The 25,479-nt window shown below is 73.1% G+C and carries 25 protein-coding genes; 17 read left to right on the top strand and 8 right to left on the bottom strand.

What is annotated here, in order from left to right:
* Positions 1-12: 12 nt before the first annotated feature.
* Entirely contained in the window at positions 13-1,002 is a 990-nt protein-coding gene (gene coaA, locus ACGFNI_RS14055) for a type I pantothenate kinase (protein ID WP_393683583.1), read from the bottom strand.
* Between the two features lie 296 nt (positions 1,003-1,298).
* Here coaA and ACGFNI_RS14050 point away from each other — a divergent pair, with 296 nt between their 5' ends.
* The 8 genes from ACGFNI_RS14050 (at position 1,299) to ACGFNI_RS14015 (ending at position 9,068) form a co-directional block, all read left to right on the top strand.
* The gene (locus ACGFNI_RS14050) at positions 1,299-1,490 is read left to right on the top strand and encodes a hypothetical protein (protein WP_393683581.1); all 192 of its coding nucleotides are present in this window, start codon (positions 1,299-1,301) and stop codon (positions 1,488-1,490) included.
* Between the two features lie 83 nt (positions 1,491-1,573).
* Positions 1,574-3,421, top strand: a complete 1,848-nt coding sequence (glmS, locus tag ACGFNI_RS14045) for a glutamine--fructose-6-phosphate transaminase (isomerizing) (protein WP_393683580.1) — start codon at positions 1,574-1,576, stop codon at positions 3,419-3,421.
* A gap of 40 nt (positions 3,422-3,461) precedes the next feature.
* Positions 3,462-3,830, top strand: coding sequence for a holo-ACP synthase (locus ACGFNI_RS14040; protein ID WP_393683578.1), 369 nt, complete (start codon positions 3,462-3,464; stop codon positions 3,828-3,830).
* Between the two features lie 66 nt (positions 3,831-3,896).
* Complete coding sequence (locus ACGFNI_RS14035) at positions 3,897-5,321, top strand: NAD(P)H-hydrate dehydratase (RefSeq protein ID WP_393683577.1); 1,425 nt, start codon at positions 3,897-3,899, stop codon at positions 5,319-5,321.
* Positions 5,322-5,480: 159 nt separating this feature from the next.
* Positions 5,481-6,674 (top strand): alanine racemase, encoded by a 1,194-nt coding sequence (gene alr, locus ACGFNI_RS14030; protein ID WP_393683576.1) that lies wholly within the window; start codon positions 5,481-5,483, stop codon positions 6,672-6,674.
* Positions 6,671-7,993 (top strand): alpha/beta fold hydrolase, encoded by a 1,323-nt coding sequence (locus ACGFNI_RS14025; RefSeq protein WP_393683575.1) that lies wholly within the window; start codon positions 6,671-6,673, stop codon positions 7,991-7,993. Before alr ends, ACGFNI_RS14025 begins: the two co-directional genes overlap by 4 nt.
* A 76-nt stretch (positions 7,994-8,069) precedes the next feature.
* Complete coding sequence (tsaE, locus tag ACGFNI_RS14020) at positions 8,070-8,606, top strand: tRNA (adenosine(37)-N6)-threonylcarbamoyltransferase complex ATPase subunit type 1 TsaE (RefSeq protein WP_393683573.1); 537 nt, start codon at positions 8,070-8,072, stop codon at positions 8,604-8,606.
* Positions 8,607-8,810: 204 nt separating this feature from the next.
* Positions 8,811-9,068 carry a hypothetical protein gene (locus tag ACGFNI_RS14015; RefSeq protein ID WP_393683571.1) on the top strand — a complete coding sequence of 86 codons (258 nt, stop codon included), beginning with the start codon at positions 8,811-8,813 and terminating at the stop codon, positions 9,066-9,068.
* An 83-nt stretch (positions 9,069-9,151) separates the two neighbouring features.
* On the opposite strand, the gene ACGFNI_RS14010 is transcribed toward ACGFNI_RS14015, so the two are convergent.
* On the bottom strand, positions 9,152-9,727 hold the full coding sequence (locus tag ACGFNI_RS14010; protein ID WP_393683570.1) for a hypothetical protein: 576 nt from the start codon (positions 9,725-9,727) through the stop codon (positions 9,152-9,154).
* A 129-nt stretch (positions 9,728-9,856) separates the two neighbouring features.
* Here ACGFNI_RS14010 and tsaB point away from each other — a divergent pair, with 129 nt between their 5' ends.
* From tsaB to ACGFNI_RS13990, 4 genes are all read left to right on the top strand, one after another.
* Positions 9,857-10,516 (top strand): tRNA (adenosine(37)-N6)-threonylcarbamoyltransferase complex dimerization subunit type 1 TsaB, encoded by a 660-nt coding sequence (gene tsaB / locus ACGFNI_RS14005; protein WP_393683568.1) that lies wholly within the window; start codon positions 9,857-9,859, stop codon positions 10,514-10,516.
* A gap of 62 nt (positions 10,517-10,578) precedes the next feature.
* The gene (locus ACGFNI_RS14000) at positions 10,579-11,154 is read left to right on the top strand and encodes a GNAT family N-acetyltransferase (protein ID WP_393683882.1); all 576 of its coding nucleotides are present in this window, start codon (positions 10,579-10,581) and stop codon (positions 11,152-11,154) included.
* 6 nt (positions 11,155-11,160) lie between these two features.
* Entirely contained in the window at positions 11,161-12,291 is a 1,131-nt protein-coding gene (gene tsaD / locus ACGFNI_RS13995; RefSeq protein ID WP_393683566.1) for a tRNA (adenosine(37)-N6)-threonylcarbamoyltransferase complex transferase subunit TsaD, read from the top strand.
* Between the two features lie 73 nt (positions 12,292-12,364).
* Positions 12,365-12,730 carry a hypothetical protein gene (locus ACGFNI_RS13990; RefSeq protein ID WP_393683564.1) on the top strand — a complete coding sequence of 122 codons (366 nt, stop codon included), beginning with the start codon at positions 12,365-12,367 and terminating at the stop codon, positions 12,728-12,730.
* Here the strand turns inward: ACGFNI_RS13990 and ACGFNI_RS13985 are convergent.
* Positions 12,723-13,913, bottom strand: coding sequence for an SAM-dependent methyltransferase (locus ACGFNI_RS13985; RefSeq protein ID WP_393683563.1), 1,191 nt, complete (start codon positions 13,911-13,913; stop codon positions 12,723-12,725). The two genes, ACGFNI_RS13990 and ACGFNI_RS13985, sit on opposite strands and share 8 nt — an antisense overlap.
* 147 nt (positions 13,914-14,060) lie before the next feature.
* Between ACGFNI_RS13985 and ACGFNI_RS13980 the strand changes: the two genes are divergently transcribed.
* Positions 14,061-15,017, top strand: coding sequence for a polysaccharide deacetylase family protein (locus ACGFNI_RS13980; RefSeq protein ID WP_393683561.1), 957 nt, complete (start codon positions 14,061-14,063; stop codon positions 15,015-15,017).
* A 41-nt stretch (positions 15,018-15,058) separates the two neighbouring features.
* Here the strand turns inward: ACGFNI_RS13980 and ACGFNI_RS13975 are convergent, their stop codons facing one another.
* A complete protein-coding gene (locus ACGFNI_RS13975; protein ID WP_393683880.1) occupies positions 15,059-16,486 on the bottom strand; it encodes an FtsW/RodA/SpoVE family cell cycle protein in 1,428 nt (475 codons plus the stop codon).
* A gap of 416 nt (positions 16,487-16,902) precedes the next feature.
* Between ACGFNI_RS13975 and groES the strand changes: the two genes are divergently transcribed.
* Together groES and groL are read left to right on the top strand one after the other, a co-directional pair.
* The gene (gene groES, locus ACGFNI_RS13970; RefSeq protein WP_227050159.1) at positions 16,903-17,211 is read left to right on the top strand and encodes a co-chaperone GroES; all 309 of its coding nucleotides are present in this window, start codon (positions 16,903-16,905) and stop codon (positions 17,209-17,211) included.
* Positions 17,212-17,311: 100 nt separating this feature from the next.
* Entirely contained in the window at positions 17,312-18,940 is a 1,629-nt protein-coding gene (gene groL / locus ACGFNI_RS13965) for a chaperonin GroEL (RefSeq protein WP_393683559.1), read from the top strand.
* Between the two features lie 89 nt (positions 18,941-19,029).
* Here groL and ACGFNI_RS13960 read toward each other — a convergent pair whose 3' ends face one another.
* Positions 19,030-20,088 carry a hydroxyacid dehydrogenase gene (locus tag ACGFNI_RS13960; RefSeq protein WP_393683557.1) on the bottom strand — a complete coding sequence of 353 codons (1,059 nt, stop codon included), beginning with the start codon at positions 20,086-20,088 and terminating at the stop codon, positions 19,030-19,032.
* A gap of 163 nt (positions 20,089-20,251) precedes the next feature.
* Here ACGFNI_RS13960 and ACGFNI_RS13955 point away from each other — a divergent pair, with 163 nt between their 5' ends.
* Positions 20,252-22,150 (top strand): DUF2264 domain-containing protein, encoded by a 1,899-nt coding sequence (locus ACGFNI_RS13955; RefSeq protein WP_393683555.1) that lies wholly within the window; start codon positions 20,252-20,254, stop codon positions 22,148-22,150.
* Positions 22,151-22,201: 51 nt separating this feature from the next.
* On the opposite strand, the gene ACGFNI_RS13950 is transcribed toward ACGFNI_RS13955, so the two are convergent.
* Both ACGFNI_RS13950 and ACGFNI_RS13945 read right to left on the bottom strand, forming a co-directional pair.
* The gene (locus ACGFNI_RS13950) at positions 22,202-22,975 is read right to left on the bottom strand and encodes an SDR family NAD(P)-dependent oxidoreductase (RefSeq protein WP_393683554.1); all 774 of its coding nucleotides are present in this window, start codon (positions 22,973-22,975) and stop codon (positions 22,202-22,204) included.
* A gap of 82 nt (positions 22,976-23,057) precedes the next feature.
* Entirely contained in the window at positions 23,058-23,750 is a 693-nt protein-coding gene (locus ACGFNI_RS13945; protein ID WP_393683552.1) for an MOSC domain-containing protein, read from the bottom strand.
* A gap of 119 nt (positions 23,751-23,869) precedes the next feature.
* Here ACGFNI_RS13945 and ACGFNI_RS13940 point away from each other — a divergent pair, with 119 nt between their 5' ends.
* Entirely contained in the window at positions 23,870-24,781 is a 912-nt protein-coding gene (locus ACGFNI_RS13940) for a LysR family transcriptional regulator (RefSeq protein WP_393683550.1), read from the top strand.
* A gap of 118 nt (positions 24,782-24,899) precedes the next feature.
* On the opposite strand, the gene ACGFNI_RS13935 is transcribed toward ACGFNI_RS13940, so the two are convergent.
* On the bottom strand, positions 24,900-25,232 hold the full coding sequence (locus ACGFNI_RS13935) for a WhiB family transcriptional regulator (protein WP_393683548.1): 333 nt from the start codon (positions 25,230-25,232) through the stop codon (positions 24,900-24,902).
* Between the last annotated feature and the right edge of the window lie 247 nt (positions 25,233-25,479).

Genomic DNA, 25,479 nt, shown 5'->3' with positions numbered 1-25,479 from the left:
CTGGCGGGCGTTTCAGAGCTTGCGCAGCGAGAGCCGCTGCACCTTGTGGTCGGGGCCCTTGCGCAGCACGAGGTTGGCACGGCCGCGGGTGGGGGCGACATTCTGCTGGAGGTTGGGCTTGTTGACGGTGCGCCAGATCATCCGGGCGTAGTCCAGGGCCTCGTCCTCGGAGACCTGGGTGTACTTGCGGAAGTACGAGAACGGGTTCTGGAAGGCGGTTTCGCGCAGCTTGCGGAACCGGCCGAGGTACCACCTCTCGATGTCCTCGGTCCGCGCGTCGACGTAGACGGAGAAGTCGAAGAAGTCGGCGAGCCCGAGGCGGGTGCGGCCGTCCTTGCCGGGCAGCGCGGGCTGGAGGACGTTGAGGCCCTCCACGATGAGGATGTCGGGGCGGTGCACGGTCAGCCGCTCGCCGGGCACGATGTCGTAGATCAGGTGCGAGTAGACGGGCGCGGTGACCTCGGACCTGCCGGACTTCACGTCGGCGACGAAGCGGGTCAGCGCCCTGCGGTCGTACGACTCGGGGAAGCCCTTACGGGACATCAGGCCGCGGCGGTGCAGCTCGGCGTTGGGGAAAAGGAACCCGTCGGTGGTGACCAGCTCGACGCGCGGGTGCTCGGGCCAGCGCGCCAGCAGCGCCTGGAGCAGCCGGGCGGTGGTCGACTTGCCGACCGCGACGCTGCCTGCCACCCCTATGACGAACGGGGTGCCTGGCTGCGCGCCGTGGCCGCCGCCGGCGTCGCCGAGGAAGGTGTTCAGCGCCCCGCGCAGATTGCTGGTGGCGCCGACGTAGAGGTTGAGGAGCCGGGAGAGCGGGAGATAGACGTCCCGTACCTCGTCCAGGTCGATCACATCGCCGAGGCCGCGCAACCGTTCGACCTCCTCGGCGGTCAAAGGCAGCGGGGTCTTCTCCCGCAGGGCGCTCCATTCCGTACGCGTCAGATCGACGTACGGGGAGCGCTCGGCGCGGCGTCGTTGCTGCGGATCGGTCGTCTCAGGCACGCGCCCATTGTGCGCAGCCGCGGCGGGCGGTTCACCTCGGGGTGGCACTGCGGGAGAGCGGCGCCGCCCGGAGGCGGGCATACGTGCCGCAACAGGCGGGCGGAGCGGGGGAGGCGCCGGAAGGGCGTCTGTACCCGGCGGGTTTCCGCGGTTACCGTCAGTGGTGGATGAGGGTCGCACGCGGCCCGAGGGAAGTACGGGGGGTGGGCGTGCACGCGCGCCTGTTCGGACGGCCGGGGTGGCGGTCCGTGAGGAAGGACCGGGGCCGAGGGGCCGCCGGGGGAGTGGGGGACGACATGGCGATGGACGGATTCGCGGCGCAGGTGCACGCCGAGCTGGCGGACGCCTACCCGGACATGGACCTGGCCGAGGACCTCGCCGAACTCGTCGAGAACGACGAGCGGGGCGGCGAGACGGACTCGGAGGAGGAGGCGGAGTTCCTGGACGCGGTGCAGGACGCGGTGGACCGGCTGGCCCGGGGCTGGTGAGGCGTACCCCGGGCCGGCGGCGCCCCGTTCCCCGCTGCGTCGCGGTCCGGGGGGCGCCGGGCGGGGGCGCGTAGGCTGCGGGCATGTGCGGAATCGTGGGTTATGTGGGCGGGCAGCCCGCTCTTGATGTCGTCCTCGCCGGGCTCAAGCGGCTGGAGTACCGCGGCTATGACTCGGCGGGTGTCGCCGTGCTGGCCGACGGGCAGCTCGCCGCGGCCAAGAAGGCGGGCAAACTCGCCAACCTGGAGAAGGAGTTGGCGAGCCGGCCGCTGCCGACGGGTACGACGGGCATCGGCCACACCCGGTGGGCGACGCACGGCGGTCCCACCGACGACAACGCCCATCCGCATCTGGACAACGCCGGCCGGGTGTCCGTCGTCCACAACGGCATCATCGAGAACTTCGCCGCGCTGCGCGCCGAACTGACCGGCCGCGGCCACGAGTTGACGTCCGAGACCGACACCGAGGCGGTCGCCCATCTGCTGGCCGAGGCGTACTCGTCCTGCGGCGATCTGCCCGAGGCGATGCGGCAGGTGTGCCGCCGCCTGGAGGGCGCGTTCACGCTGGTCGCGGTGCACGCGGACACACCCGACCTGGTCGTCGGGGCGCGCCGCAACTCCCCGCTGGTGGTGGGCATCGGCGAGGACGAGGCGTTCCTGGCGTCGGACGTGGCGGCGTTCATCGCGCACACCCGCGAGGCCGTCGAGCTGGGCCAGGACCAGGTCGTGGAGCTGCGCAGGGACGGCGTGACGGTCACCGACTTCGACGGCGCGCCCGCGCAGGTGCGGGCGTACCACGTCGACTGGGACGCGTCGGCAGCCGAGAAGGACGGCTACGACTACTTCATGCTCAAGGAGATCGCCGAGCAGCCGAAGGCCGTCGCCGACACCCTGCTCGGCCGGATCGACGCCGCCGGTGTGCTCGCGCTCGACGAGGTGCGGATCCCGGCGGAGGTGCTGCGCGAGGTCGACAAGGTCGTCATCGTGGCCTGCGGTACGGCGTACCACGCGGGGATGATCGCCAAGTACGCGATCGAGCACTGGACGCGGATCCCCTGCGAGACCGAGCTGGCCAGCGAATTCCGCTACCGCGACCCGATCATGGACCCGCGGACCCTGGTCATCGCCATCAGCCAGTCCGGCGAGACGATGGACACCCTGATGGCGCTGCGGCACGCCCGTGAGCAGGGTGCCAAGGTCCTCGCCATCTGCAACACCAACGGATCCACGATTCCGCGCGAGTCGGACGCCGTCCTGTACACGCACGCCGGGCCCGAGGTGGCGGTGGCGTCGACGAAGGCGTTCCTGACGCAGTTGGTGGCCTGCTACCTGGTGGCGCTGTACCTCGGCCAGGTGCGCGGCACCAAGTGGGGCGACGAGGTCCGGGCCGTGGTCCGCGAACTGGCCGAGATCGGCACCCAGGTCGAGCAGGTGCTGGGCACGATGGAGCCGGTGCGCGAACTGGCCCGCGGGCTCGCCGACAAGAACACCGTGCTCTTCCTGGGCCGGCACGTCGGCTACCCGGTCGCCCTGGAGGGCGCGCTCAAGCTCAAGGAACTCGCGTACATGCACGCGGAGGGCTTCGCGGCGGGCGAGCTGAAGCACGGGCCGATCGCGCTGATCGAGCAGGACGTGCCGGTCGTCGTCGTGGTTCCGTCGCCGCGCGGCCGTTCGGTGCTGCACGACAAGATCGTCTCCAACATCCAGGAGATCAGGGCCCGCGGGGCGCGCACCATCGTGATCGCCGAGGAGGGCGACGAGACGGTCGTGCCGTACGCCGACCACCTCGTGCGGATCCCGCAGACGCCGACGCTGCTCCAGCCGCTGGTGTCCGCCGTCCCGCTCCAGGTCTTCGCCTGCGAACTGGCCACCGCCCGTGGCAACGAGGTCGACCAGCCGCGCAACCTCGCCAAGTCGGTGACGGTGGAATGAGCGGCCTCACCCACCCCTCGACGGGACACGGAGCGGGCCGGTGATCATCGGAGTCGGCATCGACGTCGCCGAGATCGACCGGTTCGGCGCGGCACTGGAGCGCACGCCCGAACTGGCACAGCGGCTCTTCATCGACGAGGAGCTGCTGCTGCCCAGCGGCGAACGCCGCGGCACCGCCTCGCTCGCCGCCCGCTTCGCCGCCAAGGAAGCCGTCGCCAAGGCACTCGGCGCCCCCGGCGGCCTCCACTGGACCGACGCCGAGGTGTACGTCGAGGACAGCGGCCAACCCCGGCTCCGCGTCCGCGGCACGGTCGAGGCCCGCGCCACCGAACTCGGCGTCCGCTCCTGGCACATCTCGCTCAGCCATGACGCGGGGGTTGCTTCGGCTGTGGTGATCGCGGAGGGGTGAGGGGCGGGCCGCGACGGCCTGCCGTGGCGCGGGGCCACGCCGCCCCCCCGATGTGACACTGACCCCATGAGGACTGCGTACAGCGTCGCGGACGTGCGGGCGGCGGAGCGGGAGTTGATGGCGCGGCTTCCCGAAGGGGCCTTGATGCGGCGGGCGGCGGCCGGGCTTGCCGTTGCCTGTGGGGAGTTGCTCGGGAAGGTGTACGGCGCCCGGGTGGTGCTGCTGGTGGGCAGTGGTGACAACGGTGGGGACGCGCTGTACGCGGGTGCCGGGCTGGCCCGTCGTGGTGCGGGGGTGACCGCCGTTCTGCTGTCGCCCGGCCGCGCGCATCCGGGTGGTCTGGCCGCGCTGCGGGCGGCCGGCGGCCGGGTCGCGGACGAGGCGCGGCCCGCCCTGGAGCGGGCCGATCTGGTGGTGGACGGCATCGTGGGGATCGGTGGTCGCGGCGGGCTGCGCCCGGAGGCCGACCGGCTGGTGCGGGCGGCTGCCGCTACGGCGACGGTGCTGGCGGTCGATCTGCCGAGCGGGGTGGACGCGGACACCGGTGAGGTGCCGGGCGACGCGGTGCACGCCGACGCGACGGTGACGTTCGGGGCGTACAAGCCGGGGCTGCTGATCGACCCGGCGCGGGAGCGGGCCGGGGCGCTGCGGCTGGTGGACATCGGGCTCCGCCTGCCGGGGGAGCCGGCGGCCGAGGCGTTGCAGCACGCGGACGTCGCGGAGCTGCTGCCGCGGCCCGCGGCGGAGAGCGACAAGTACCGGCGCGGTGTGGTCGGTGTGGTGGCCGGTTCCGCGCGGTATCCGGGTGCCGCGGTGCTGGCGGTGGCGGGCGCGCTGCGCGGCGGCGCGGGGGCCGTGCGGTACGTCGGTCCGGCGGCCGACGCGGTGCTCGCGCACTTCCCGGAGACGCTGGTGCACGCGGGCCCGCCGCACCGGGCGGGCCGGGTGCAGTCGTGGGTGATCGGGCCCGGCATCGGCGAGGAGGCCGAGGCCCTGGACGACGTCCTGGCGGCGGACGTGCCGGTGCTGGTGGACGCCGACGGGCTGCGCTTCCTGACGCCGGAGCGGGTGCGCGCCAGGACGGCCGGCACCCTGCTGACCCCGCACGCAGGTGAGGCCGCCGCGCTGCTCGGCAGGGACCGCGCGGAGATCGAGGCGGGCCGGCTGCGCGCGGTGCGCGAACTGGCGGCGGGATACGGGGCGACGGTGCTGCTCAAGGGCTCGACGACGCTGGTCGCCGACGCGACCGGGCCGGTGCGGGTCAATCCGACGGGGACCGGGTGGCTGGCGACGGCCGGGAGCGGCGATGTGCTGTCCGGGCTGTCCGGATCGCTGCTGGCCGCCGGCCTTCCGGCCCGTGACGCGGCGTCCGTCGGCGCCTACCTGCACGGTCTGGCGGCCCGGCGGGCGGCCGGGGTGCGGGGCGCCCCGGTCACGGCCTCCCAGGTGGCCGACCACCTGGGCGTGGCCTGGCGCGACGTCCAGGACTGACGGGGAAGGGCGGGCAGGGAAGGGCCGGTACGGCGGGTGCGGCGTACCGGACGGGCACGCCTGTCGGCCGTGCGAAGGACGGGGCGGATGCGGCGCGCGTGGCTGGGTTCACCGCCCGTACCCGGGGTCTGCGGGGCATCGCCTGAGACACTGAGGGGGATGAACGAGACAGCAATGCGGGCCAGCGCCGCCATCGACCTCGCCGCCGTGCGGTCGAATGTGCGCGCGCTGCGGGGCCGCGCACCCGGGGCAGAGCTGATGGCCGTGGTCAAGGCCGACGGTTACGGACACGGCGCGGTGCCCTGTGCACGCGCCGCCCGCGCGGCCGGCGCGAGCTGGCTGGGCACCGCGCTGCCCGAGGAGGCGTTCGCGCTGCGCGCTGCGGGCGACACCGGGCGGCTGATGTGCTGGCTGTGGACACCGGGCGGCCCGTGGCGCACGGCCGTCGAGCAGGACATCGACGTCTCCGTCAGCGCGCTGTGGGCGCTGCGCGAGGTGACGGTGGCGGCCCGGGACACAGGCCGCAGAGCCCGGGTGCAGCTCAAGGCCGACACCGGCCTGGGCCGCAACGGCTGCCAGCCGGACGACTGGCCTGAGCTGACCGCAGCCGCCCGCGACGCCGAGAGCGCCGGGCTGATCTCCGTGACCGGCGTCTGGTCCCACTTCGCCTGCGCGGACGAGCCGGGCCACCCGTCCATCGCCGCCCAACTCACCGCCTTCCACGCGGCGTTGGCGGTCGCCGAGGCCGCCGGGCTGCGTCCCGAGGTCCGGCACATCGCCAACACCCCCGCGCTGCTCACCCTCCCCGAGGCGCACTTCGATCTGGTGCGCACCGGCATCGGCGTCTACGGCATCTCGCCTGCCCCCGAGATCGGCACCGCGCGGGATCTCGGGCTGCGGCCCGCGATGACGCTGGAGGCGTCCCTGGCGTCGGTCAAGCGCGTCCCGGAAGGCCACGGCGTCTCGTACGGCCACCACTACACGACGTCGGGTGAGACCACCCTCGCGCTGGTGCCGCTCGGCTACGCCGACGGCATCCCGCGGCACGCGTCGGGCAGCGGCCCGGTGCTGGTCGCCGGGGCCTGGCGGAGGGTCGCCGGACGGATCGCCATGGACCAGTTCGTGGTCGATCTGGGCGAGGACACCGCCCTGCCGGGGGACCGCGCGGTGCTGTTCGGTCCTGGGGACGGCGGCGAGCCGACCGCGGAGGACTGGGCGCAGGCGACCGGAACCATCGGCTACGAAATCGTCACGCGGATCGGAAACCGGGTGCCGCGCGTCCACCGGGACAGCGCGCCGGAGGCCGGCGTACCCGCGGCGGCCGGCAGCCGGGACACGGGGGGCACGGGATGAGCGAGGGCACCGACGCGGCGGCGCAGGCGATCGAGGCGGCATCCGAGACCGCGGGCAACTGGGCGAAGGCCGGGCGGCACGCGGGCATCGCGGGCGCGGCGATCGGCGTGGTCGCCGCGGGCGCGGCGGCCGGTGTGGCGATCGAGCGGATGACGGTGGGCCGGGGGATGCGCCGCCGGGCCCGGCTGGCGCTGGACTCCGCGGGCCCGTACGGCACGCTGCGCGGCACCCCCGGCACGGCGTACGCCGAGGACGGCACCGAGCTGACCTACGAGGTCGACGAGGCGGGCGACGCACCGGCGGCGAAGCCGGGCCGGGGCGCGAAGGGCAAGGGCGCGGCGGGCAAGGACGGCGCCGCCGGTCGCGGGCCCGGCACCGCCGCCGCGGCGCAGACGGCGGCGCAGGCCGCGCTCCGCAAGCGGCTCGGCGCGGCACTGCGGCGCCGCTCGCCCGCCCCCACGGTCGTTTTCAGCCATGGTTACTGCCTCAGCCAGGACTCCTGGCACTTCCAGCGGGCCGCGCTGCGCGGCGCCGTCCGCACCGTGCACTGGGACCAGCGCAGCCACGGCCGCTCGGCCCGCGGCAGGTCGCAGGCCGACGGCAGCGAGCCGGTCACCATCGACCTGCTGGGCCGCGACCTCAAGGCGGTCCTGGACGCGGCGGTGCCCGAGGGGCCGATCGTGCTGGTCGGGCACTCCATGGGCGGGATGACGGTGATGGCGCTGGCCGACCAGTTCCCGGAGTTCGTGGCCGAGCGGGTGGTCGCGGTGGCCCTGATCGGTACGTCGGCGGGCAAGCTCAGCGAGGTCGCCTTCGGGCTGCCGTCGCTCGGCGTCAAGGCGTTCCACCGGCTCGCACCGGGTCTCCTGAAGGTGCTGGGCGCGCAGAGCGACATGGTCGAGCGGGGGCGGCGGGCCACCGCCGACCTGTTCGCCGGGATCGTCAAGCGCTACTCGTTCGGGACGCCGCAGGACGTCGACCCGGGGGTCGCGCGCTTCGCCGAGCGGCTGATCGAGGCGACGCCGATCGACGTGGTCGCCGAGTTCTTCCCGGCTTTCGCGACGCACGACAAGGCCGCCTCGCTGGTGGCGTACGACACCGTGCCCGCGCTGGTGCTCGCCGGTGAGCAGGATCTGATCACCCCCGCCGACCACAGCGAGGCCATCGCCGAGCTGCTGCCCGCCGCGGAGCTGGTACGCGTGTCGGGTGCCGGGCACCTGGTGATGCTGGAGCGGCCCGAGCTGGTCACCGAACAGCTGGTGTCCCTCGTCGAACGGGCGGCGGCGGCCCCACGGCGTTCCCGCTCGGCGCGGGCCTGACACCCGAGGCCATCCGTCCGGGGCAATGACCTGGGGAGTAAACCCCGCACCCCGCCCTGCCCGTACCATTTCCGGCATGAGCACCACCGCCACCCAGACCCACGTCACCGTCAAGTCCCCCGACCAGATGCAGGAGTTGGGCCGCAGGCTGGCCGCCCTGCTGCGCCCCGGCGACCTGGTGCTGCTCACCGGCGAGCTGGGCGCGGGCAAGACGACGCTGACCCGCGGCCTGGGCGAGGGCCTGGGCGTACGCGGCGCCGTCACCTCGCCGACCTTCGTCATCGCCCGTGTGCACCCCCCGCTGTCCGGCGGCCCCGCGCTGGTGCACGTCGACGCCTACCGCCTCGGCGGCGGTCTCGACGAGATGGAGGATCTGGACCTCGATGTGTCGCTGCCGGATTCGGTGGTGGTCGTGGAGTGGGGCGACGGCAAGGTCGAGGAGCTGTCCGACGACCGGCTGCACGTCGTGATCGAGCGCGCGGTCGGCGCGGACGCCCCTGACCCCCTGGACACAGCCCTGGGGAGCGACGTGGACGACGTGCGCGAGGTGACCGTCACCGGCATCGGCGCGCGCTGGGCGGACGCCGGCGTGCCGGAGCTGGCCGCGGGCTGACCGGCCTTACCTCCGCTTTTCCGCTGGTTTGTCAGGCCCCGAAGTGCCCGGGGCCCGGTCCCGTGCACCCGTAGTTTCCGACAAGCCGTCGGTAACATGTTGCGCGGGCGGTACCGGGCGTGGTGACATGGTGGCAGAGGAAGTTAGGTCTGCCTAACTTTGAATCTCGTTCTGTCGCTTGCCCCAGGAGCCCGGGAGGCGTCCATGTCTGCCCACCAGCCCTCTCCCACGCCTGACGGGCGCGGGGGCACCCCCCTCGCGGCGGCCAGGCGCGATGAGCGCGACGCACGTGAACAGCCGCCCACCATGCGCCAACTGCTCGCCGCCTGCGCCGCGGCCAGCGCCGTATCGACACCGCCCGAAGCCCCGGACGAGGCACGCGCCGCCGGAGCGGCCCGTGCGGCGAAGGGGGAGGACGGCGCCGCGGACCCCGCGTCCACCGAGCGCCGCGACGCGGCGTAACCCGAAAGGGGCGTCCGTGAGGGAGGGGCGGCCCGGTGGCGGGAAAGCGACCGGGCGGCCCCGGTGACGCCGCTGCGCGCGCGTCAGGCGACGACGACGACCTTCGTGCCGGTCTGCCCGAACTTCCACAGCGCGGCACCGTCATCGCGCGTCTCCCGGATCCCGCCGGTCTTCTGCGAGGCGCCCGGATCCGGCGTCGAGCCGTCGACGGCCGCACTGAAGCCGATCACCACGCCGTTGACGCTGGTGAACAGCACCACGTGCTCGATCGCGATGCCGTCCGAGCCCGTGACGCTCACCGAACGCGAGGTGACGGCGTACGCCCCCATCGGCGGGCTGACGCTGCTCGGCGCGACCTGGTACGTGCGGGTGGCCTTGCCGTCCGCGCCGACCAGCCAGACCCGCTTGTCGCCGAGCGAGTAGACGACCCGGCGGCCCTTGCCCGACGCCGCGGGGACGGCGGCAGGTGCCGGGTGCGCTTCCTTCTTGCCGTGCCCGTCCTGCCCGGAGGGCCTCTTGGCGGCGGAGTGCCCGCCGGCCTTGCGGGCCTGCGTCAGGTCGTCAGGCGCGGACGCCGATGCCTGGTAGCCGAGTACGCCGACCGCGACCAGGGCCGCCGCGGTGAGAGCGGTGACGATCGTGCTGCTCTTAGCGGGCACCGCTGTGCCACCTTTCCGTACTCTCCCCGTCAGAGGGGAAGCCCCGATCCCGGCGGCCCGAACGCCGCTGCTACGGGCCGACCGTAGCACCGGAACAGGCACCGCCCGCCGCGCCGTAGTCTTGAGGGCGTGCTGCTGCTAGCTCTTGACACCGCCACCCCCGCCGTCACCGTCGCGCTGCACGACGGTTCCCGGGTCATCGCCGAGTCCCGCCAGGTGGACGCCCGCCGCCACGGCGAGCTGCTGCTGCCCGCCGTCGACCGGGTACTGGCCGAGGCCGGAACGAAGCTCGACGCGGTCACCGGCCTCGTGGTCGGCGTCGGCCCCGGCCCCTACACGGGCCTGCGGGTCGGCCTGGTCACCGCGGCGACCTTCGGCGCCGCGCTGGGCATCCCCGTGCACGGCCTGTGCTCGCTGGACGGCCTCGCCTACGCCGCCGGCCTCGACGAGCCCTTCGTGGTGGCGACCGACGCCCGCCGCAAGGAGGTCTACTGGGCCCGCTACGCCGACGCCAGAACCCGGCTGACCGAGCCCGCCGTGGACCGCCCGGCCGACCTCGCCGAGCAGATGGCAGGCGTCCCCGCCGTCGGCGCCGGCGCGCTGCTCTACGACGCGGTGTTCACCGGCGTACGGCGCGAGGGGCCCGAGCACCAGTCCGCCGCCGCGCTCGCCGCGCTGGCGGCCGAGAAGCTGGCGGCGGGCGAGGAGTTCCTGCCGGACCGGCCGCTCTACCTGCGCCGCCCCGACGCCCAGGTGCCGGCCAATTACAAGGTGGTCACCCCCCAGTGACCCGCACCGTCTCCGGAGCGCCGGCCGGCGCACCCGCAGCGGACGCCCCGGTGCTGCGCGAGATGCGCTGGTGGGACCTGGACGCGGTGCTCGCGCTGGAACACGAGCTGTTCCCCGACGACGCCTGGTCGCCCGGGATGTTCTGGTCCGAGCTGGCACGCGCGCGCGGCGCCGGCGCCAACCGCCGCTACCTGGTCGCCGAGTTGGAGGTGCCGCCGCGCAGCGGTGACGTTGAGGGGCGGTGGTCGGGCGAGGGGCCGGCCGGCCGGCTGGTCGGCTACGGCGGCCTCGCCGCCGTGGACGGCACCGGCGACATCCAGACCATCGCCACCGCACGCGACCAGTGGGGCAGCGGACTCGGCGCCCGGCTGCTGACCGCGCTGCTGTCGGCCGCCACCGCCTTCGAGTGCCACGAGGTGCTGCTGGAGGTCCGCGTCGACAACGTCCGCGCGCAGCGCCTCTACGAACGCTTCGGCTTCGCGCCGATCGGCTTCCGGCGCGGCTACTACCAGCCGGGCAACATCGACGCCCTGGTCATGCGCAGGACCGCGACCGACCCGGACACCGAGGACCCCGACCCCGACACCGGCCCCGGCGCCGCTTCCGCCCCCGACACCACCCCGTCACAAGGAAACTGAAGAATCATGGCTGACTCACGCGGCGGACCGCTGGTCCTCGGCATCGAGACCTCCTGCGACGAGACCGGTGTCGGCATCGTCCGTGGGCACACCCTGCTCGCCGACGCCGTCGCCTCCAGCGTCGACGAGCACGCCCGCTTCGGCGGCGTGGTGCCCGAAGTCGCCTCCCGCGCCCACCTGGAGGCGATGGTCCCCACCATCCAGCGCGCCCTGAAGGACGCCGGGGTCACCGCGAGCGACCTCGACGGCATCGCGGTCACCGCGGGCCCTGGACTGGCCGGCGCGCTGCTGGTCGGCGTCTCGGCGGCCAAGGCGTACGCCTACGCGCTCGGCAAGCCGCTCTACGGCGTCAACCACCTCGCCTCGCACATCTGCGTCGACCAGCTGGAGCACGGCGCGCTGCCGGAGCCGACGATGGCGCTGCTGGTCAGCGGCGGCCACTCGTCCCTCCTGCTGGCTCCCGACATCACCGCCGACGTCCGGCCGCTGGGCGCGACCATCGACGACGCGGCGGGCGAGGCGTTCGACAAGGTGGCACGGGTGCTGAACCTCGGCTTCCCGGGCGGCCCGGTCATCGACCGCTACGCGCGCGAGGGCGACCCCGAGGCGATCCGCTTCCCGCGCGGGCTGACCGGACCCCGCGACCCGCTCTACGACTTCTCCTTCTCCGGCCTCAAGACGGCGGTCGCCCGCTGGATCGAGGCCAAGCGGGCGGCCGGCGAGCAGGTCCCGGTCGCGGACGTCTCGGCGTCCTTCCAGGAAGCCGTGGTCGACGTGCTGACCCGCAAGGCCGTACGCGCCTGCAAGGACAACGGCGTCGACCACCTGATGATCGGCGGCGGGGTCGCGGCCAACTCCCGGCTGCGGGCGATGGCCGCGCGCCGCTGCGAGGACGCGGGCATCACCCTGCGGGTGCCGCGGCCGAAGCTGTGCACCGACAACGGCGCGATGGTCGCCGCCCTGGGCGCCGAGATGGTGGCCCGCAACCGCGCGGCATCGGACTGGGACCTGTCCGCCGACTCGTCCCTCCCGGTGACCGAACCGCACGTCCCCGGCGAGGGCGGCCCGCACTCCCACGGTCACTCCCACGACCACGATCACGTCCACGAGATCAGCAAGGACAACCTCTACTCCTGACGGACCGCCGGCAGCGGGGACGTCATACCCTGGCTACGGCAGCACAGGGGCGGGGAGCGGGAGGGGACGAACTGTGGACTGGTTCTGGTGGGTGTTCATCTTCTTCATGGCGGGCGGCTTCGCGAAGGTCGCCGACGCCGCCCGTACGGCGCTGCGCACCCGCCACGAGCGCAAGATGGAGCGCCTGGAGACGGTGCGCCAGGAGCGCCAGGAACTGGCCGCCGCCCAGGAGCAGCCCAAGCCGGTGTGCGGCTGCACCCACCATCTCGCCAAGCACGACAAGCAGGGCAAGTGCCACGAGGTGGTGGAGCTGCCGATCGCCTGGGACGCCGACCGCAAGCCGGTCAGGTACGAAGCGGGCCAGTGCACCTGCCAGCAGTACGTCGGCCCGCAGCCGCTCGCCCGGATCTACGCCGAGGACCTCACCGACCTCACGTGACCGCGTCCCCGGCCGGCCGGCCGAGCAGCATCGACGGCGCCCCGGCGACCCGGGTCAGGAAGATCGTGGCGGAGTTGCCGCCACCGGGCAGCTTCAGCTTCTTGCGCAGCTCCTCCGGCTCGACCGCGGAGCCCCGCTTCTTGATCACCGCGATGCCCACGCCGCGCTCCCGCAGCAGCGCCCTGAGCCGCTTGACGTGGAACGGCAGGACGTTGGTGATCTCGTAGGCGGTCGCGTACGGGGTCGGGCGCAGCGCGTCGGCGGTGACGTACGCGATGGTCGGGTCGATCAGCCGGCCGTCGACCTGCCGGGCGACGTCCGCGACGAGATGGGCGCGGATCACGGCGCCGTCCGGCTCGTACAGATAGCGGCCCACGGGTCCTGGCTCCGGGTCGGGCAGACCGGCGCCGAGCAGTGAGTGGCCGGCCGGCAGCAGCGTGGCGCGGCGGGCGCCCGGCTCCGTGCCGAACCACACCACCGCCTCCTTCACGTCGCCCCCGTCGGAGATCCACTCCGTCTCGGCGTCATCGGGCAGCGCGTCGTGCGGCACCCCCGGCGCGATCTTCAGCGCCGCGAACGGGGCGGTACGGGCCGCCGCGACGGCCCAGGACAGCGGCGGCGAGTACGCCTCAGGGTCGAAAATCCGGCCGCCCCGCACCTTTTGACGCCGCGCAGGGTCGACGAACACCGCGTCGTACCCCGCGGTTTCCACCTCCGTGACGTCCGCGCAGCGCACCTCGATCAGCTCGGCGAGGCCCAGCGCGTCGGCGTTGGCGCGGGCCGCCGCGCAGGCCAGCGGGTCGCGGTCGACGGCCAGGACGCGGATCCCGGCCCGCGCCAGCGCGATGGCGTCGCCGCCGATCCCGGAGCACAGGTCGGCCAGTGTGCGCACGCCCAGCGCGGCGAGCCGGGCGGCGCGGTGGGCGGCGACGGTGGCGCGGGTGGACTGCTCGACGCCGTTCTGCGTGAAGTACATCCGGCTCGCGTCCGCCCCGAACTTGGCGGCGGCGCGCTGCCGCAGCCGGGCCTGCCCCAGGGCGGCGGACACCAGGTCCGCGGGGTGGTCGCGGCGCAGCCTGGTCGCGGTGGCCAGTTCGTCGGCCGGGTCGTGGTCGTGCAGTGCGGCCAGCAGCGCCTGTCCCTCGGGGGTGAGCAGCGCGGAGAAGGAGTCGAGGTCGGTCACCCGCCCATCATCGCGTGCCGGTGCGGGGGCCGGTGTCACGGCCCGGCGGGGGGTGCCGTCCCGGCTCCGGGGGCGGTGGGCCGGTCGGTGGACCTTGCCGCGTGGCGGGCGGCGTGGCGGCGGGCGGCGCTGCCAGTATCCGGCGTTATGCATCTTGTCAGATTTTTCCGGCACAAAAGCGGGCACAGACCCGCCCGGAGCGGGACGGCATCCCGCGGGGCGCGCGGCCTGGCGGCGCTGAGCGTCCTCGGACTGCTGGCCGCAGGCTGCGGCACGGAACACTCCGGTGACCAGCAGGACAACGAACCCGCCGCACGCCGGGCCGCCCTGGCCCCGGAGGCCCGCGCGCTGCTGACCCAGGCGCGGCACGCGGAGCGGGCGCAGGCCCGCAAGGTGGCGGCGGCCAAACGCTGGGGGCTGGACGCGGTGCCGCTGGAGCCCCCCGAACCGCCGGCCGTCAAACCGGAGCTGACCACCGAGCCGTGGTTCTCGCAGGGCGGCGGCAAGGAACTGCCGCAGGCCGTCTCCCGGGTGCCCACCGACCAGAAGGTCGTCTTCCTCACCCTCGACGACGGCTACGAGAAGGACCCGGACTTCCTCCGGATGATGGACGAGCTGAAGGTCCCCTACAGCGCGTTCCTCAGCGACTACCTCGCCAAGGACGGCGCCGGCTACGCCTACTTCCGCACGGCGCAGCAGCTGGGCAACGGCGTGCACAACCACACGCTGCACCACCGCTACCTGCCAGGACTGAGCGCCGACGACCAGCGCACCGAGATCTGCGGCCAGCAGGACAACCTCACCCGCGAACTCGGCCACACGCCCCGGCTGTTCCGCCCGCCGTACGGCGACTTCACGCTTGACACCCTCAAGGCCGCGGCCTCCTGTGGCGTGCAGGCGTTCCCGCTGTGGGCCACGGAGGCGTTCCCCGACCACTTCGACTACAGCGGCGACGACCGAAAACTCCACCCGGGCGACATCATCCTGAGCCACTTCCGGGGCCGCGAGGACTGGTCGGCGACCATGCCCGACCTGGTCCGCGAGGTGCTGAACACGGCGACCCGGCAGGGGTACGCGGTGGCGCGTCTTGAGGACTACATGTAGCCAGGCGCGGGGGCGGCCGGCGCGGGCCGCCCCCCAGGCCGTCACCCGTCGCCCGGCGGGGCCGCCGCGCGCCGGCCCCTGCCGCGGCGCCGCGAGCCCCGCGCGAAGGCGCCCACCGGTTCGCGGCGCTTCTGCGCGCTGTCGCTGATCCGGATCAGCAGCGCCACCATCACCCAGTTCGCGACCAGCGACGAGCCGCCCTTGGCGAGGAACGGCAGGGCCTTGCCGGTGAGCGGGATCAGCCCGGTGACGCCGCCGCAGACGACGAAGACCTGGAGCAGCAGCGCACCGGAGAGGCCGACGGCGAGCAGCTTGCCGAAGGGGTCGCGGGCGGTCAGCCCCACCCGCATCCCGCGCTGGGCGAGCAGCGTGTAGAGCAGCAGGACGACCATCACCCCGGCCAGGCCCAGTTCCTCGCCGACGGTGGTGAGGATGAAGTCGCTGTTGCCCGCGAAGCCGATCAGCTCCGGGTGCCCCTGGCCCAGGCCGCTGCCGCCGATGCCGCCGCTGCCGAAGCTGAACAGCGCCTGCGCCGACTGGTCGGAGATCAGCCCCGGCGGTCGCTTGCCCTCGGGGAGGAAGATGTCCATGGGGTGCAGCCAGGCCATCACACGGCCCTTGACGTGCGGTTCCGCCGAGCCGACGACGGCGGCGCCGACCACGGCCATCAGCAGGCCGCACACCACCCAGCCGGTCCGCTGGGTGGCCATGTACAGCATGATCACGAAGACGCCGAAGAAGATCAGCGAGGTGCCCAGGTCCCGTTCGAAGACCAGCACCAGCAGGCTGACGACCCAGATCGTGAAGATCGGCCCGAGCTGCCTGCCGGGCGGCAGCTGGACGCCCATCACCCGGCGTCCGGTCAGGGCGAGCGCGTCGCGGTTGACCGTCAGATAGCCCGCGAAGAACACCGCGATCATCAGCTTCACGAACTCGCCCGGCTGGAGCGACAGCGGCCCGAGCAGGATCCAGCGCTTGGCGCCGAACTGGTCGGCGCCGAAGAAGGCCGGCGCCATCAGCAGCACGAGTCCGACGGCCATCGTCAGGTAGACGTAACGCTGGAGGAAGCGGTGATCGCGCAGCACTATCAGGATGCCGACGCAGACCGCCGTCCCTATCAGGGTCCACACCAACTGGCCGCTGCCCGCCGGCTGCATGTGCAGCGAGGGCCTGGCCTCGTAGGTGAGGTCGAGACGGTGCAGCAGGACCAGGCCGAGGCCGGTCAGCAGGGTGGCCAGCGGCAGGATCAGCGGGTCGGCGCGGGCCGCGAAGCGCCGTACGACCAGGTGTGGCACCAGGGCGACACCGATCATGGCGGCGGCGAAGCCGGCCAGCCCGTCGGGCAGTTCACCCTTGATCGACAGACCGGCGTACGCATAGCCGAAGACGGTGATCGCCACGGCGAACGCGAGCAGCCCGGCCTCCGTCCTGCGGCGGTCGGGTGCCTGGGCGAGCGCGGCGAAGGTCATGGTGCGCTCGGCTTCGTTCTCCTCTCCGCCCGTCGCCCGGGGCACACTCGTGGGTTCTCGCACCTGTTTCCTCCGCCATGGTTCGTCGGAGCCGCAGTCCCCGGACGGGACGGGCCTGGCTGTCGGCTCGGCAGTCGAAGAGGTAGACGAGGCGGACCTGGGCAGGGTTGCGGTGTCCGGTCCAGGTGTGTCCGGTTCGGCACCGGAACCGCCTGGTGGGCGGCGACCCGCGCAAAGGCTCGACTGGCACTCCGCTTGACCGAGTGCTAACTGCGTCATAGTGTCGGCGTTGGCACTCTCCGCAGGGGAGTGCTAAACACGGCGATGGGCTGGTCCGGCACCCGCGACGACGGATCCTCCTGGTCGCCACCTCAGACAGTTAACCCCGTGAGATCTCCGAAGGGGGAGGTCGGATCGTGACGACCGCCAGCACCAAGGTTGCCATCAAGCCGCTCGAGGACCGCATTGTGGTCCAGCCGCTCGACGCCGAGCAGACCACGGCCTCTGGCCTGGTCATTCCGGACACTGCCAAGGAGAAGCCCCAGGAGGGCGTCGTCCTGGCCGTCGGTCCGGGCCGCTTCGAGGACGGCAACCGTCTTCCGCTCGACGTTTCCGTCGGCGACGTCGTGCTCTACAGCAAGTACGGCGGCACCGAGGTGAAGTACAACAACGAGGACTACCTCGTCCTCTCGGCTCGCGACGTTCTCGCGATCGTCGAGAAGTAAGTCACCCAGCATTGCTGTGATCTGCGCCCCTGGTTCCCGTGTCTAAACAACCGGGGCAGGGGCGCAGTTCGTTGAGAGTACGACTAAGGACACGTAACTCATGGCGAAGATTCTGAAGTTCGACGAGGACGCCCGTCGCGCCCTCGAGCGCGGCGTCAACAAGCTTGCCGACACGGTGAAGGTGACGATCGGCCCCAAGGGCCGCAACGTCGTCATCGACAAGAAGTTCGGCGCGCCGACCATCACCAACGACGGCGTCACCATCGCCCGTGAGGTGGAGGTCGACGACCCCTACGAGAACCTGGGCGCCCAGCTCGTGAAGGAGGTGGCGACCAAGACCAACGACATCGCGGGTGACGGCACCACCACCGCCACCGTGCTGGCCCAGGCGCTGGTCCGCGAGGGCCTGCGCAACGTCGCCGCCGGCGCCTCCCCCGCCGCGCTGAAGAAGGGCATCGACGCCGCGGTCAAGGCCGTGTCCGACGACCTTCTCGCGACCGCCAGCCCGATCGAGGACAAGGCCGACATCGCGGCCGTCGCCGGTCTGTCCGCCCAGGACAAGCAGGTCGGCGAGCTCATCGCCGAGGCGATGGACAAGGTCGGCAAGGACGGTGTCATCACCGTCGAGGAGTCCAACACCTTCGGTCTGGAGCTGGACTTCACCGAGGGCATGGCCTTCGACAAGGGTTACCTCTCGCCCTACATGGTCACCGACCAGGAGCGTATGGAGGCCGTCCTCGAGGACCCGTACATCCTGATCCACCAGGGCAAGATCGGCTCGATCCAGGACCTGCTGCCGCTGCTGGAGAAGGTCATCCAGGCCGGCTCGTCCAAGCCGCTGCTGATCATCGCCGAGGACGTCGAGGGCGAGGCGCTCTCCACCCTCGTCGTCAACAAGATCCGCGGCACCTTCAACGCCGTGGCCGTCAAGGCCCCCGGCTTCGGCGACCGCCGCAAGGCGATGCTCGGCGACATGGCCACCCTCACCGGTGCCACCGTCATCGCCGAAGAGGTCGGCCTCAAGCTCGACCAGGCCGGTCTCGACGTGCTGGGCACCGCCCGTCGCGTGACCGTCACCAAGGACGACACCACCATCGTCGACGGTGGCGGCAACTCCGACGACGTCGCGGGCCGCGTCAACCAGATCAAGGCCGAGATCGAGTCCACCGACTCGGACTGGGACCGCGAGAAGCTCCAGGAGCGCCTCGCCAAGCTCGCCGGTGGCGTCTGCGTCATCCGCGTGGGTGCGGCCACCGAGGTCGAGCTCAAGGAGAAGAAGCACCGTCTGGAGGACGCCATCTCCGCGACCCGCGCCGCGGTCGAGGAGGGCATCGTCTCCGGTGGTGGCTCCGCCCTGGTGCACGCCGCCAAGGTGCTGGACGACTCCCTCGGCAAGGAGGGCGACGAGGCCACCGGTGTCGCCGTCGTCCGTCGCGCCGTCGTCGAGCCGCTGCGCTGGATCGCGGAGAACGCGGGCCTCGAGGGCTACGTCATCACCGCGAAGGTCGCCGAGCAGGACAAGGGCCAGGGCTTCAACGCCGCCACCGGCGAGTACGGCGACCTGGTCAAGGCCGGCGTCATCGACCCGGTGAAGGTCACCCGCTCCGCGCTGGAGAACGCCGCGTCGATCGCTTCGCTGCTGCTCACGACCGAGACCCTGGTCGTCGAGAAGCCGGCGGAGGAAGAGGCCGAGGCCGGTCACAGCCACGGCCACGGTCACTCCCACTAGTCGGCAGCGCCGATCCGGTAGTGCCTGACCGAGGCCCGGTCCCCTTCGCGGGGGCCGGGCCTCGGGTGCTTCTGACGGATCTCCCCGGCTCAGGCGGAATGGCCGAGATCCGCCGCCCGTACGGGTTCGGCGAACGGCAGGCCCCTGGTGTAGCGCTCCAGCTCGTCCAGCGCGTGGTCGGCCAGCCGGTGCAGTTCACCGCCGAGCGACCCGGCGACGTGCGGGGTCAGCAGCACGTTCGGCAGGTCGTACAACGGCGATGCGGGGTGCGGGAGTTCGGGTTCGGTGACGTCCAGGACCGCGCTGATCCGGCCGCCGCGCAGCTCGGTGACGAGCGCGGCCTCGTCGACGAGGGAGCCGCGCGCGGTGTTGACCAGCGTCGCGCCGTCCGGCAGCAGGGCGAGCTGCGCGGCGCCGAGCAGATGCCGGGTGGCGGGCAGCGCGGGCGCGTGCACGGAGACGACGCCGCTGGCCGCGCACAGCTCGTCGAGCGGCACCGCACGCGCCCCGAGCCGCCCCGCGTCCGCCGCGTCCACGTACGGATCGTGCAGCAGAACCCGCAGGTCGAACGGGCGCAGCAGCTCGATGACCCGGCGGCCTGTGCGGGAGGCGCCGATGACGCCGACGGTGCGGTGGTAGTTGCCCGCGGCGGCCAGTTCGCGGTGCCAGTCGTGCGCGGTGCGCAGGCTCCGGTAGCGCCGCGCCGCGTGCAGCACCCGCTTGTTGGCGAGGAGGATCGCGGCGAGGGTGTACTCCGCGACCGGCAGCGCGTTGGCCCCGGCCGCCGACGAGACCGCGATGCCGCGCTCCCAACAGGCCGGTGTGATGTGCTCCTTGACGGAACCCGCGGCGTGCACGACAGCCCGCAGCCGGGGCGCGCGCTCCAGTACCCGCCCGGTCAGCGGCGGCGCGTCCCAGCAGGTCAGCAGCACTTCGGCGGTGGCCAGCGCGGCGGCGACCGCGGGCGCGGGTGCGGTCAGATCGTGCGCGACGAGCCGGGGATCGGTACGGGCGAGTGCCGCCAGCCGTGCGTGGTGACGGGGTGCCAGCAGCCGTTCGGCCATGCCGGGGCCCATGGACAGCAGCAGGGCGGGCCGGGTGCCGGGCGTGGCCGCCTGACCCGGGCCGTGGCCGGGGGTGGGAGACATGGCAGGGACGCTCCTTCACGGTGGCCCGGCGGCGCGGTCCGCACGAACGCGGGCCTCTCCGCGGGCACTTGACGGCATGATCCTTCGTTCGTACGGGGAAGGAGTCAAGCACCGGCCCGCGCTCCGGCGTGCGCCCCCCACCCCGTTCGTGAGAGAGGTCGCCATGGCTTCGCCGCCCTTCCCGCTACCCGCCGATGACCGCGGGCTCAGCCCGTACACCGGCTGGACCCGCGCCCACTGGGAAGCGACCGCCGACGGTCTGCTCCGGGCGGCGCTCGCCCATGCCACACCACGCCACGGGCTGCTGCTCCTGCCCGGCGGCCGGCCCAGCTTCTCCGGCACCCGCTCGGACGGACTCGAAGGGTTCGCCCGTACCTTCCTGCTCGCCGCCCTGCGGGTGGCAGGCGCGAACGGCGACGATCCGCACGGCTTCCTCGACCGCTACGCACAGGGCCTGGCCGCCGGCACCGAATCCCCCGTCCCCGACGGGCAGTTGACGGCCGAGCACCCCGAATCCTGGCCGAGCCTCGACGCCGTGAACCAGGCTCACGTCGAGGCCGCTTCCATCGCCCTGGGACTGCGGCTGACCCGCCGCTGGCTGTGGGACGGGCTCGACGAGAAGGTGCGCGAGCGGGTCGCCGACTGGCTGCGGCCCGCGCTCGGCCCCTCGCCGATGGACAACAACTGGTGGCTCTTCGGCCTGACCGTCGGCGGCTTCCTGGCCGACGCCGGCATCGAGACCGACCGCTCCCGCACCGCCATCGACCGGGCACTGGCCAGGATCGACGAGTGGTACGTCGGCGACGGCTGGTACAGCGACGGCCCCAACCGCTCCTTCGACCACTACAACGGCTGGGCCCTGCACTTCTACCCCATGCTGCACGCCCACCTCGCCGGCGACCGCGCCCTGCTCGCCTCGCACGGCGCACGGCTGCACGACCACCTCGCGCACGCCGCCCGCCTCTTCGACGCCAACGGCGCGCCCCTGCCGTTCGGACGCTCCCTCACCTACCGGTTCGCCGCGACCGCCGCCCCCTGGATCGGCGCGCTCACCGGACACACGCCCCTCACCCCCGGCACCACCCGCCGCCTCGCCTCCGGAGCGCTGCGCCACTTCGTCGACCGGGGCGCCGTCAGCGACGAAGGGCTGCTGCCGCTCGGCTGGTACGGCCCGTACCCGCCGCTCATCCAGATGTACTCGGGCCCCGCATCGCCGTACTGGGCGTCCAAGGGCTTCGTCGGCCTGCTGCTGCCGTCCGACCACCCGGCCTGGACCGCGCCCGAGGAGGCGCTGCCCGCCGAGACCTCCGACGTCGCACTGCCGCTCGGCCCGACCGGCCTGCTCGTCCACTCCACCGCGGCGGACGGCCTGGTGCGCCTGCACAACCACGGCAGCAGCGCCCTGCACCCCAGCTTCGCCCCGTACTACGCGCGCTTCGCCTACTCCACCCGCACCGGCCCCGCGCACCCCGGGTCCGCCGACGGCACGGACCCCGACGGCACGTCAGGCAGTGACCCGGCGCAGCTCACCGACAACCACTTCGCGCTGCTCGCCGACGGCCTGCCCACCCAGCGCGGCCCGGTGACCCCGTCAGGGCAAGGCCCCGGCTGGGCCGCCTCCGCGCACACCCCGCACGGGGCCGACGGCGAACCGCTGCCCGGCGTCCGGATCCACTCCGCCACCCTCGTGCACGACCGCGCCGAACTCCGCGCCCACCTGGTGACCGGCGCCGCGCCCGGCACCCGGGTCTGCCAGACCGGCTGGGCGGTCACCGCTGAAGGCCCGGCCGCCCAGCTCCACCCCGTCCGCGGCTACGAAGGACCGCCCCGGGAGATCCCCGCGGGCAGCACCCTCATCGGCCCCGCCGCCCGCACCACCGTCCTGGAAGGCACCGTCACCGACGACCCCCAGGGCACCCTCTTCCTCGCCCTCGCCTCCCTGACGGACGTCCCCGACCCGGCACCCGCCGACACCCTGGCCACCGTCCGCGTCACCCCCGGCCTGCTGCACGTGACATGGGCGGACGGGGAGGCCACCGAGATCCCGTTCCCCACCGGCTGAGCGACGGGCGGTGGGTGGGCGGTCGCCGCCCGCCCACCGTCCTCAACCGGCCTAGCGGGGCCCGTACTTCCGCCCCGTACGCGACGTGACGCCGCCCAGCAGCCCGCGCGGCGCCAGCTTCACCGCGCCCATCAGCGCCTTGTACCGCGGGTCGGGGACGGACAGCGACTTGCCGCGGGTGAGGTCCTTCATCGCCGCGTCCACCAGCTTGTCCGCGTCCAGCCACAGCCAGCCGGGGATGTTGTCCGTGCCCATCCCCGCCCGCTGGTGGAACTCGGTCCTTACGAACCCCGGGCACAGCGCCATCAGACGCACCCCGCTCCCGGCCAGATCGCGCGCCGCGCCCTGCGTGAACTGCACGACCCACGCCTTGCTCGCCCCGTACGTCCCGCGCGGCACGAACGCCGCGACCGAGGCGACGTTGACGACCGCGCCGCGCCGCCGGTCGCGCATGCCGCGCACCGCGGCGGTGGTCAGCCGCAGCACCGCCTCGCAGTGCACCTTCAGCATCGTCAGCTCGTCGGCCATCGGCACTTCCAGGTACTCGCCCTTGTTGCCGAAGCCCGCGTTGTTGACCAGCAGGTCCACCGGGTGCTGACGGTCGTCCAGCCGGGCCTCGACGGCGGCGATGCCTTCCTCGGTGGCCAGATCGGCGCTGAGCACCTTCGCCTCGATGCCGTGCAGGTCGTGCAGCTCGGTCGCCTGCTCGTGCAGCCGCTTCTCGTCGCGCGCCACCAGGACGAGGTTGTGGCCGTTGCCCGCGAGCCGCCGGGCGAACGCCGCCCCGATGCCCGCGGTCGCTCCCGTGATCAATGCAGTCGTCATACGGGCACGCTATCCGCCGCAGGGATGACATGAACCCACCCATCCCCGCCGCCCGGCCACCCGAGGACGCCGCACCCGCCCCTCAACTCCCCTTCCGCTGCCGCTCGATGTACGCCAGCGCCCGCCCCCGGGCCTCCGGATGCAGCGCGTCCCCGGCGGCCAGCAGCCGCGGCAGCAGCTCCCGGCGCGTGGTCACCGCCCGGAACACCAGCCCCACGGTGATGTCGTGATCCGGCCGGAACACCAGCCCGACACCGTCGCCCGCTTGGATCTCGCCCGGTTCGATCACCCGCAGATACGCGCCGGGCAGCCCCGCCTGCGTGAACCGCTTGATCCAGCCACTGCGGCCCATCCGCCCCTGGAACGTCCGGCACGGAACGCGCGGCGACGTCACCTCCAGCAGCACCCGCCGGCCGATCCGCCAGCGCTCGCCGATCCGGGCGCCGGTGACCTCCACACCCGAGGTGGTGAGGTTCTCGCCGAAGGCGCCGTTGGCCAGCTCCCGGTCGAGTTCGTGCTGCCAGACGTCCAGATCTTCGCGGGCGTAGGCGTACACGGCCTGGTCGTCGCCGCCGTGATGGCGGATGTCGACCACCGAGTCGCCGGTGAGCCCGCTGCCCGCCAGGCCCTTGGGGCCGGGCGCGGCCACCGTCACTGGGCCGTCCACCGGCCGTTTGTCGAAGCCGGTGCGCCCGCCGTCGGCGTCGGTGTGCGCGGAAGGGGCCGGGCGCCCCACGTTCACGGTCAACAGCTGCCTACGGTGCTGAGGCTCCATATCGCCAACGTAAGCGAGCGGGCCGGAAGTCTCTCGCGACGAAGGGGCCGACGGTGGCCCTCCTCAAAGCCGTGTCCGGAATTTACGGTTCCCCTCCAAGTCGCGCTTATGCTTGAAGAATGATCGAGGCTCGTCATCTCCGTGTGCTCCGCGCGGTCGCCCACACCGGCTCCTTCTCCGCCGCCGCACGCGAACTCGGCTGCACCCAGCCGGCCGTCAGCCAGCAGATGAAGGCCCTGGAGCAGTCCGCCGGCACCCCGCTGCTGGTCCGCGCGGGCCGCGAGATGCGGCTGACCCAAGCGGGCGAGGCGCTGGTACGGCACGCCGTCGGCATCCTGGCCGGGCTCACCGCCGCCGAGGAGGAGATCGCCGCGATCGCCGGGCTGCGGGCCGGCCGGGTGCGGCTGGTGTCGTTCCCGTCGGGCAGTTCGACGCTGGTGCCCGCCGCGCTGGGGGCGATGCGCGCGGCCCATCCCCGCACCCGCGTCTCCCTGGTGGAGGCCGAACCGCCGCGCTCCATCGAGATGCTCCGCAACGGCGACTGCGAAATCGCGCTGGCCTTCCGCTATCCGGAGGTACGCGGCGCCGACCCCGAGGCCGGGGCGGAGTGGGACGACCTGGTGGTCAGGCCGATCCTCGCCGACCGGCTGATCGGGCTGGTGCCGACGGGCCACCGGCTGGCCGCGGCAGGCGCGGCGAGCTTCGCCGACCTGGCCGACGAGCCGTGGATCGCGGGCTGCCCCCGGTGCCGCAGGCACCTGGTGGAGGTCTGCGAGAGCGCCGGCTTCACCCCGCGCATCGATTTCGCCACCGACGACTACCCCGCCGTGATCGGCCTGGTCGGCGCGGGTCTCGGGGTGGCGGCGCTGCCCGAACTCGCCGTGGAGTCGGTACGCCCCAAGGGGGCCAGAGCGGTGCGCCTGGAGCCTCCCGTGCACCGCGAGATCGTCGCGCTCACGCTGCCCGACCTGGCCAGGGTGCCCGCGGTCGACGCCATGCTCGACCAACTGGTGCGCGCCGCCGGACGGTGACCCGAACGTCGCCCGGCCACCCGCGAAGGCCGCAGCCACACTCCGCCCGTGCGTGCGGGACGGGTGCGCGGGCCGAGGTGCAGGAACGTTTCTCCTGGGTGATTGCGCTCCCTGGATGTCAGTCGACGCCGGGACCTGCGGGGCCGGCCAGCGTGGTCGCGGGAATCAGCCGGTGGCGGGCCCGGCCCATCAGCTCCTCGCGCTCGTCCTCGGTCAGGCCGCCCCAGACCCCGTAGGGCTCGCGGACGGCCAGGGCATGCGCCGCACATTCGGCCCGCACGGGGCAGCGCATGCAGACCTCCTTCGCCGATGTCTCACGCGCGCTGCGGGCCGCTCCGCGCTCGCCCTCGGGGTGGAAGAACAGTGAACTGTCCACGCCGCGGCAGGCGGCCAGCAGCTGCCAGTCCCAGAGGTCTGCGTTCGGGCCCGGGAGGCGGGAGAAATCTGCCATTGCTTGTCCCCTCGAAGCGATGCTGTATCGGGCTCGGTGCTCAAGAACGTACATCTACTGTGTAAGTAGATGTAAATATGACTCATTGCGAATCTAGCCTCACCTGGCAGGAAAATGGAAGAAAGAGAGCCAAATAGGGCATAGGGTGCGCGCGAGGTGGCGGCCGTCCGCTGTTCCGTCTGCGTATCCAGGCCCTTACGCAGCGTGCCGAAGTCGGTCGTCGAACCCGTAACTCTTTCGAGTGACC

Origin of the sequence: Streptomyces sp. NPDC048644 (genome assembly GCF_043199105.1) — a bacterium.
In the GTDB taxonomy this organism is placed as follows: Bacteria; Actinomycetota; Actinomycetes; order Streptomycetales; family Streptomycetaceae; genus Streptomyces.
Note: the sequence above shows the minus strand (reverse complement) of the source record. Positions and strands in the feature narration are given on the sequence as shown.

Excerpts from the sequence above, each read along its gene's own strand:
- ACGFNI_RS14035 (WP_393683577.1), top strand. The coding sequence starts at position 3,897 with ATGAGGACTGCGTACAGCGTCGCGGACGTGCGGGCGGCGGAGCGGGAG.
- ACGFNI_RS14050 (WP_393683581.1), top strand. The coding sequence starts at position 1,299 with ATGGCGATGGACGGATTCGCGGCGCAGGTGCACGCCGAGCTGGCGGAC.
- ACGFNI_RS14015 (WP_393683571.1), top strand. The coding sequence starts at position 8,811 with ATGTCTGCCCACCAGCCCTCTCCCACGCCTGACGGGCGCGGGGGCACC.
- ACGFNI_RS14000 (WP_393683882.1), top strand. The coding sequence starts at position 10,579 with ATGCGCTGGTGGGACCTGGACGCGGTGCTCGCGCTGGAACACGAGCTG.
- ACGFNI_RS13955 (WP_393683555.1), top strand. The coding sequence starts at position 20,252 with ATGGCTTCGCCGCCCTTCCCGCTACCCGCCGATGACCGCGGGCTCAGC.
- ACGFNI_RS14025 (WP_393683575.1), top strand. The coding sequence starts at position 6,671 with ATGAGCGAGGGCACCGACGCGGCGGCGCAGGCGATCGAGGCGGCATCC.
- tsaD (WP_393683566.1), top strand. The coding sequence starts at position 11,161 with ATGGCTGACTCACGCGGCGGACCGCTGGTCCTCGGCATCGAGACCTCC.
- tsaE (WP_393683573.1), top strand. The coding sequence starts at position 8,070 with ATGAGCACCACCGCCACCCAGACCCACGTCACCGTCAAGTCCCCCGAC.
- ACGFNI_RS13945 (WP_393683552.1), bottom strand. The coding sequence starts at position 23,750 with ATGGAGCCTCAGCACCGTAGGCAGCTGTTGACCGTGAACGTGGGGCGC.
- ACGFNI_RS13950 (WP_393683554.1), bottom strand. The coding sequence starts at position 22,975 with ATGACGACTGCATTGATCACGGGAGCGACCGCGGGCATCGGGGCGGCG.
- ACGFNI_RS13960 (WP_393683557.1), bottom strand. The coding sequence starts at position 20,088 with ATGTCTCCCACCCCCGGCCACGGCCCGGGTCAGGCGGCCACGCCCGGC.
- ACGFNI_RS13935 (WP_393683548.1), bottom strand. The coding sequence starts at position 25,232 with ATGGCAGATTTCTCCCGCCTCCCGGGCCCGAACGCAGACCTCTGGGAC.
- ACGFNI_RS13975 (WP_393683880.1), bottom strand. The coding sequence starts at position 16,486 with ATGACCTTCGCCGCGCTCGCCCAGGCACCCGACCGCCGCAGGACGGAG.
- groL (WP_393683559.1), top strand. The coding sequence starts at position 17,312 with ATGGCGAAGATTCTGAAGTTCGACGAGGACGCCCGTCGCGCCCTCGAG.
- ACGFNI_RS13940 (WP_393683550.1), top strand. The coding sequence starts at position 23,870 with ATGATCGAGGCTCGTCATCTCCGTGTGCTCCGCGCGGTCGCCCACACC.
- glmS (WP_393683580.1), top strand. The coding sequence starts at position 1,574 with ATGTGCGGAATCGTGGGTTATGTGGGCGGGCAGCCCGCTCTTGATGTC.
- alr (WP_393683576.1), top strand. The coding sequence starts at position 5,481 with ATGAACGAGACAGCAATGCGGGCCAGCGCCGCCATCGACCTCGCCGCC.
- ACGFNI_RS13980 (WP_393683561.1), top strand. The coding sequence starts at position 14,061 with ATGCATCTTGTCAGATTTTTCCGGCACAAAAGCGGGCACAGACCCGCC.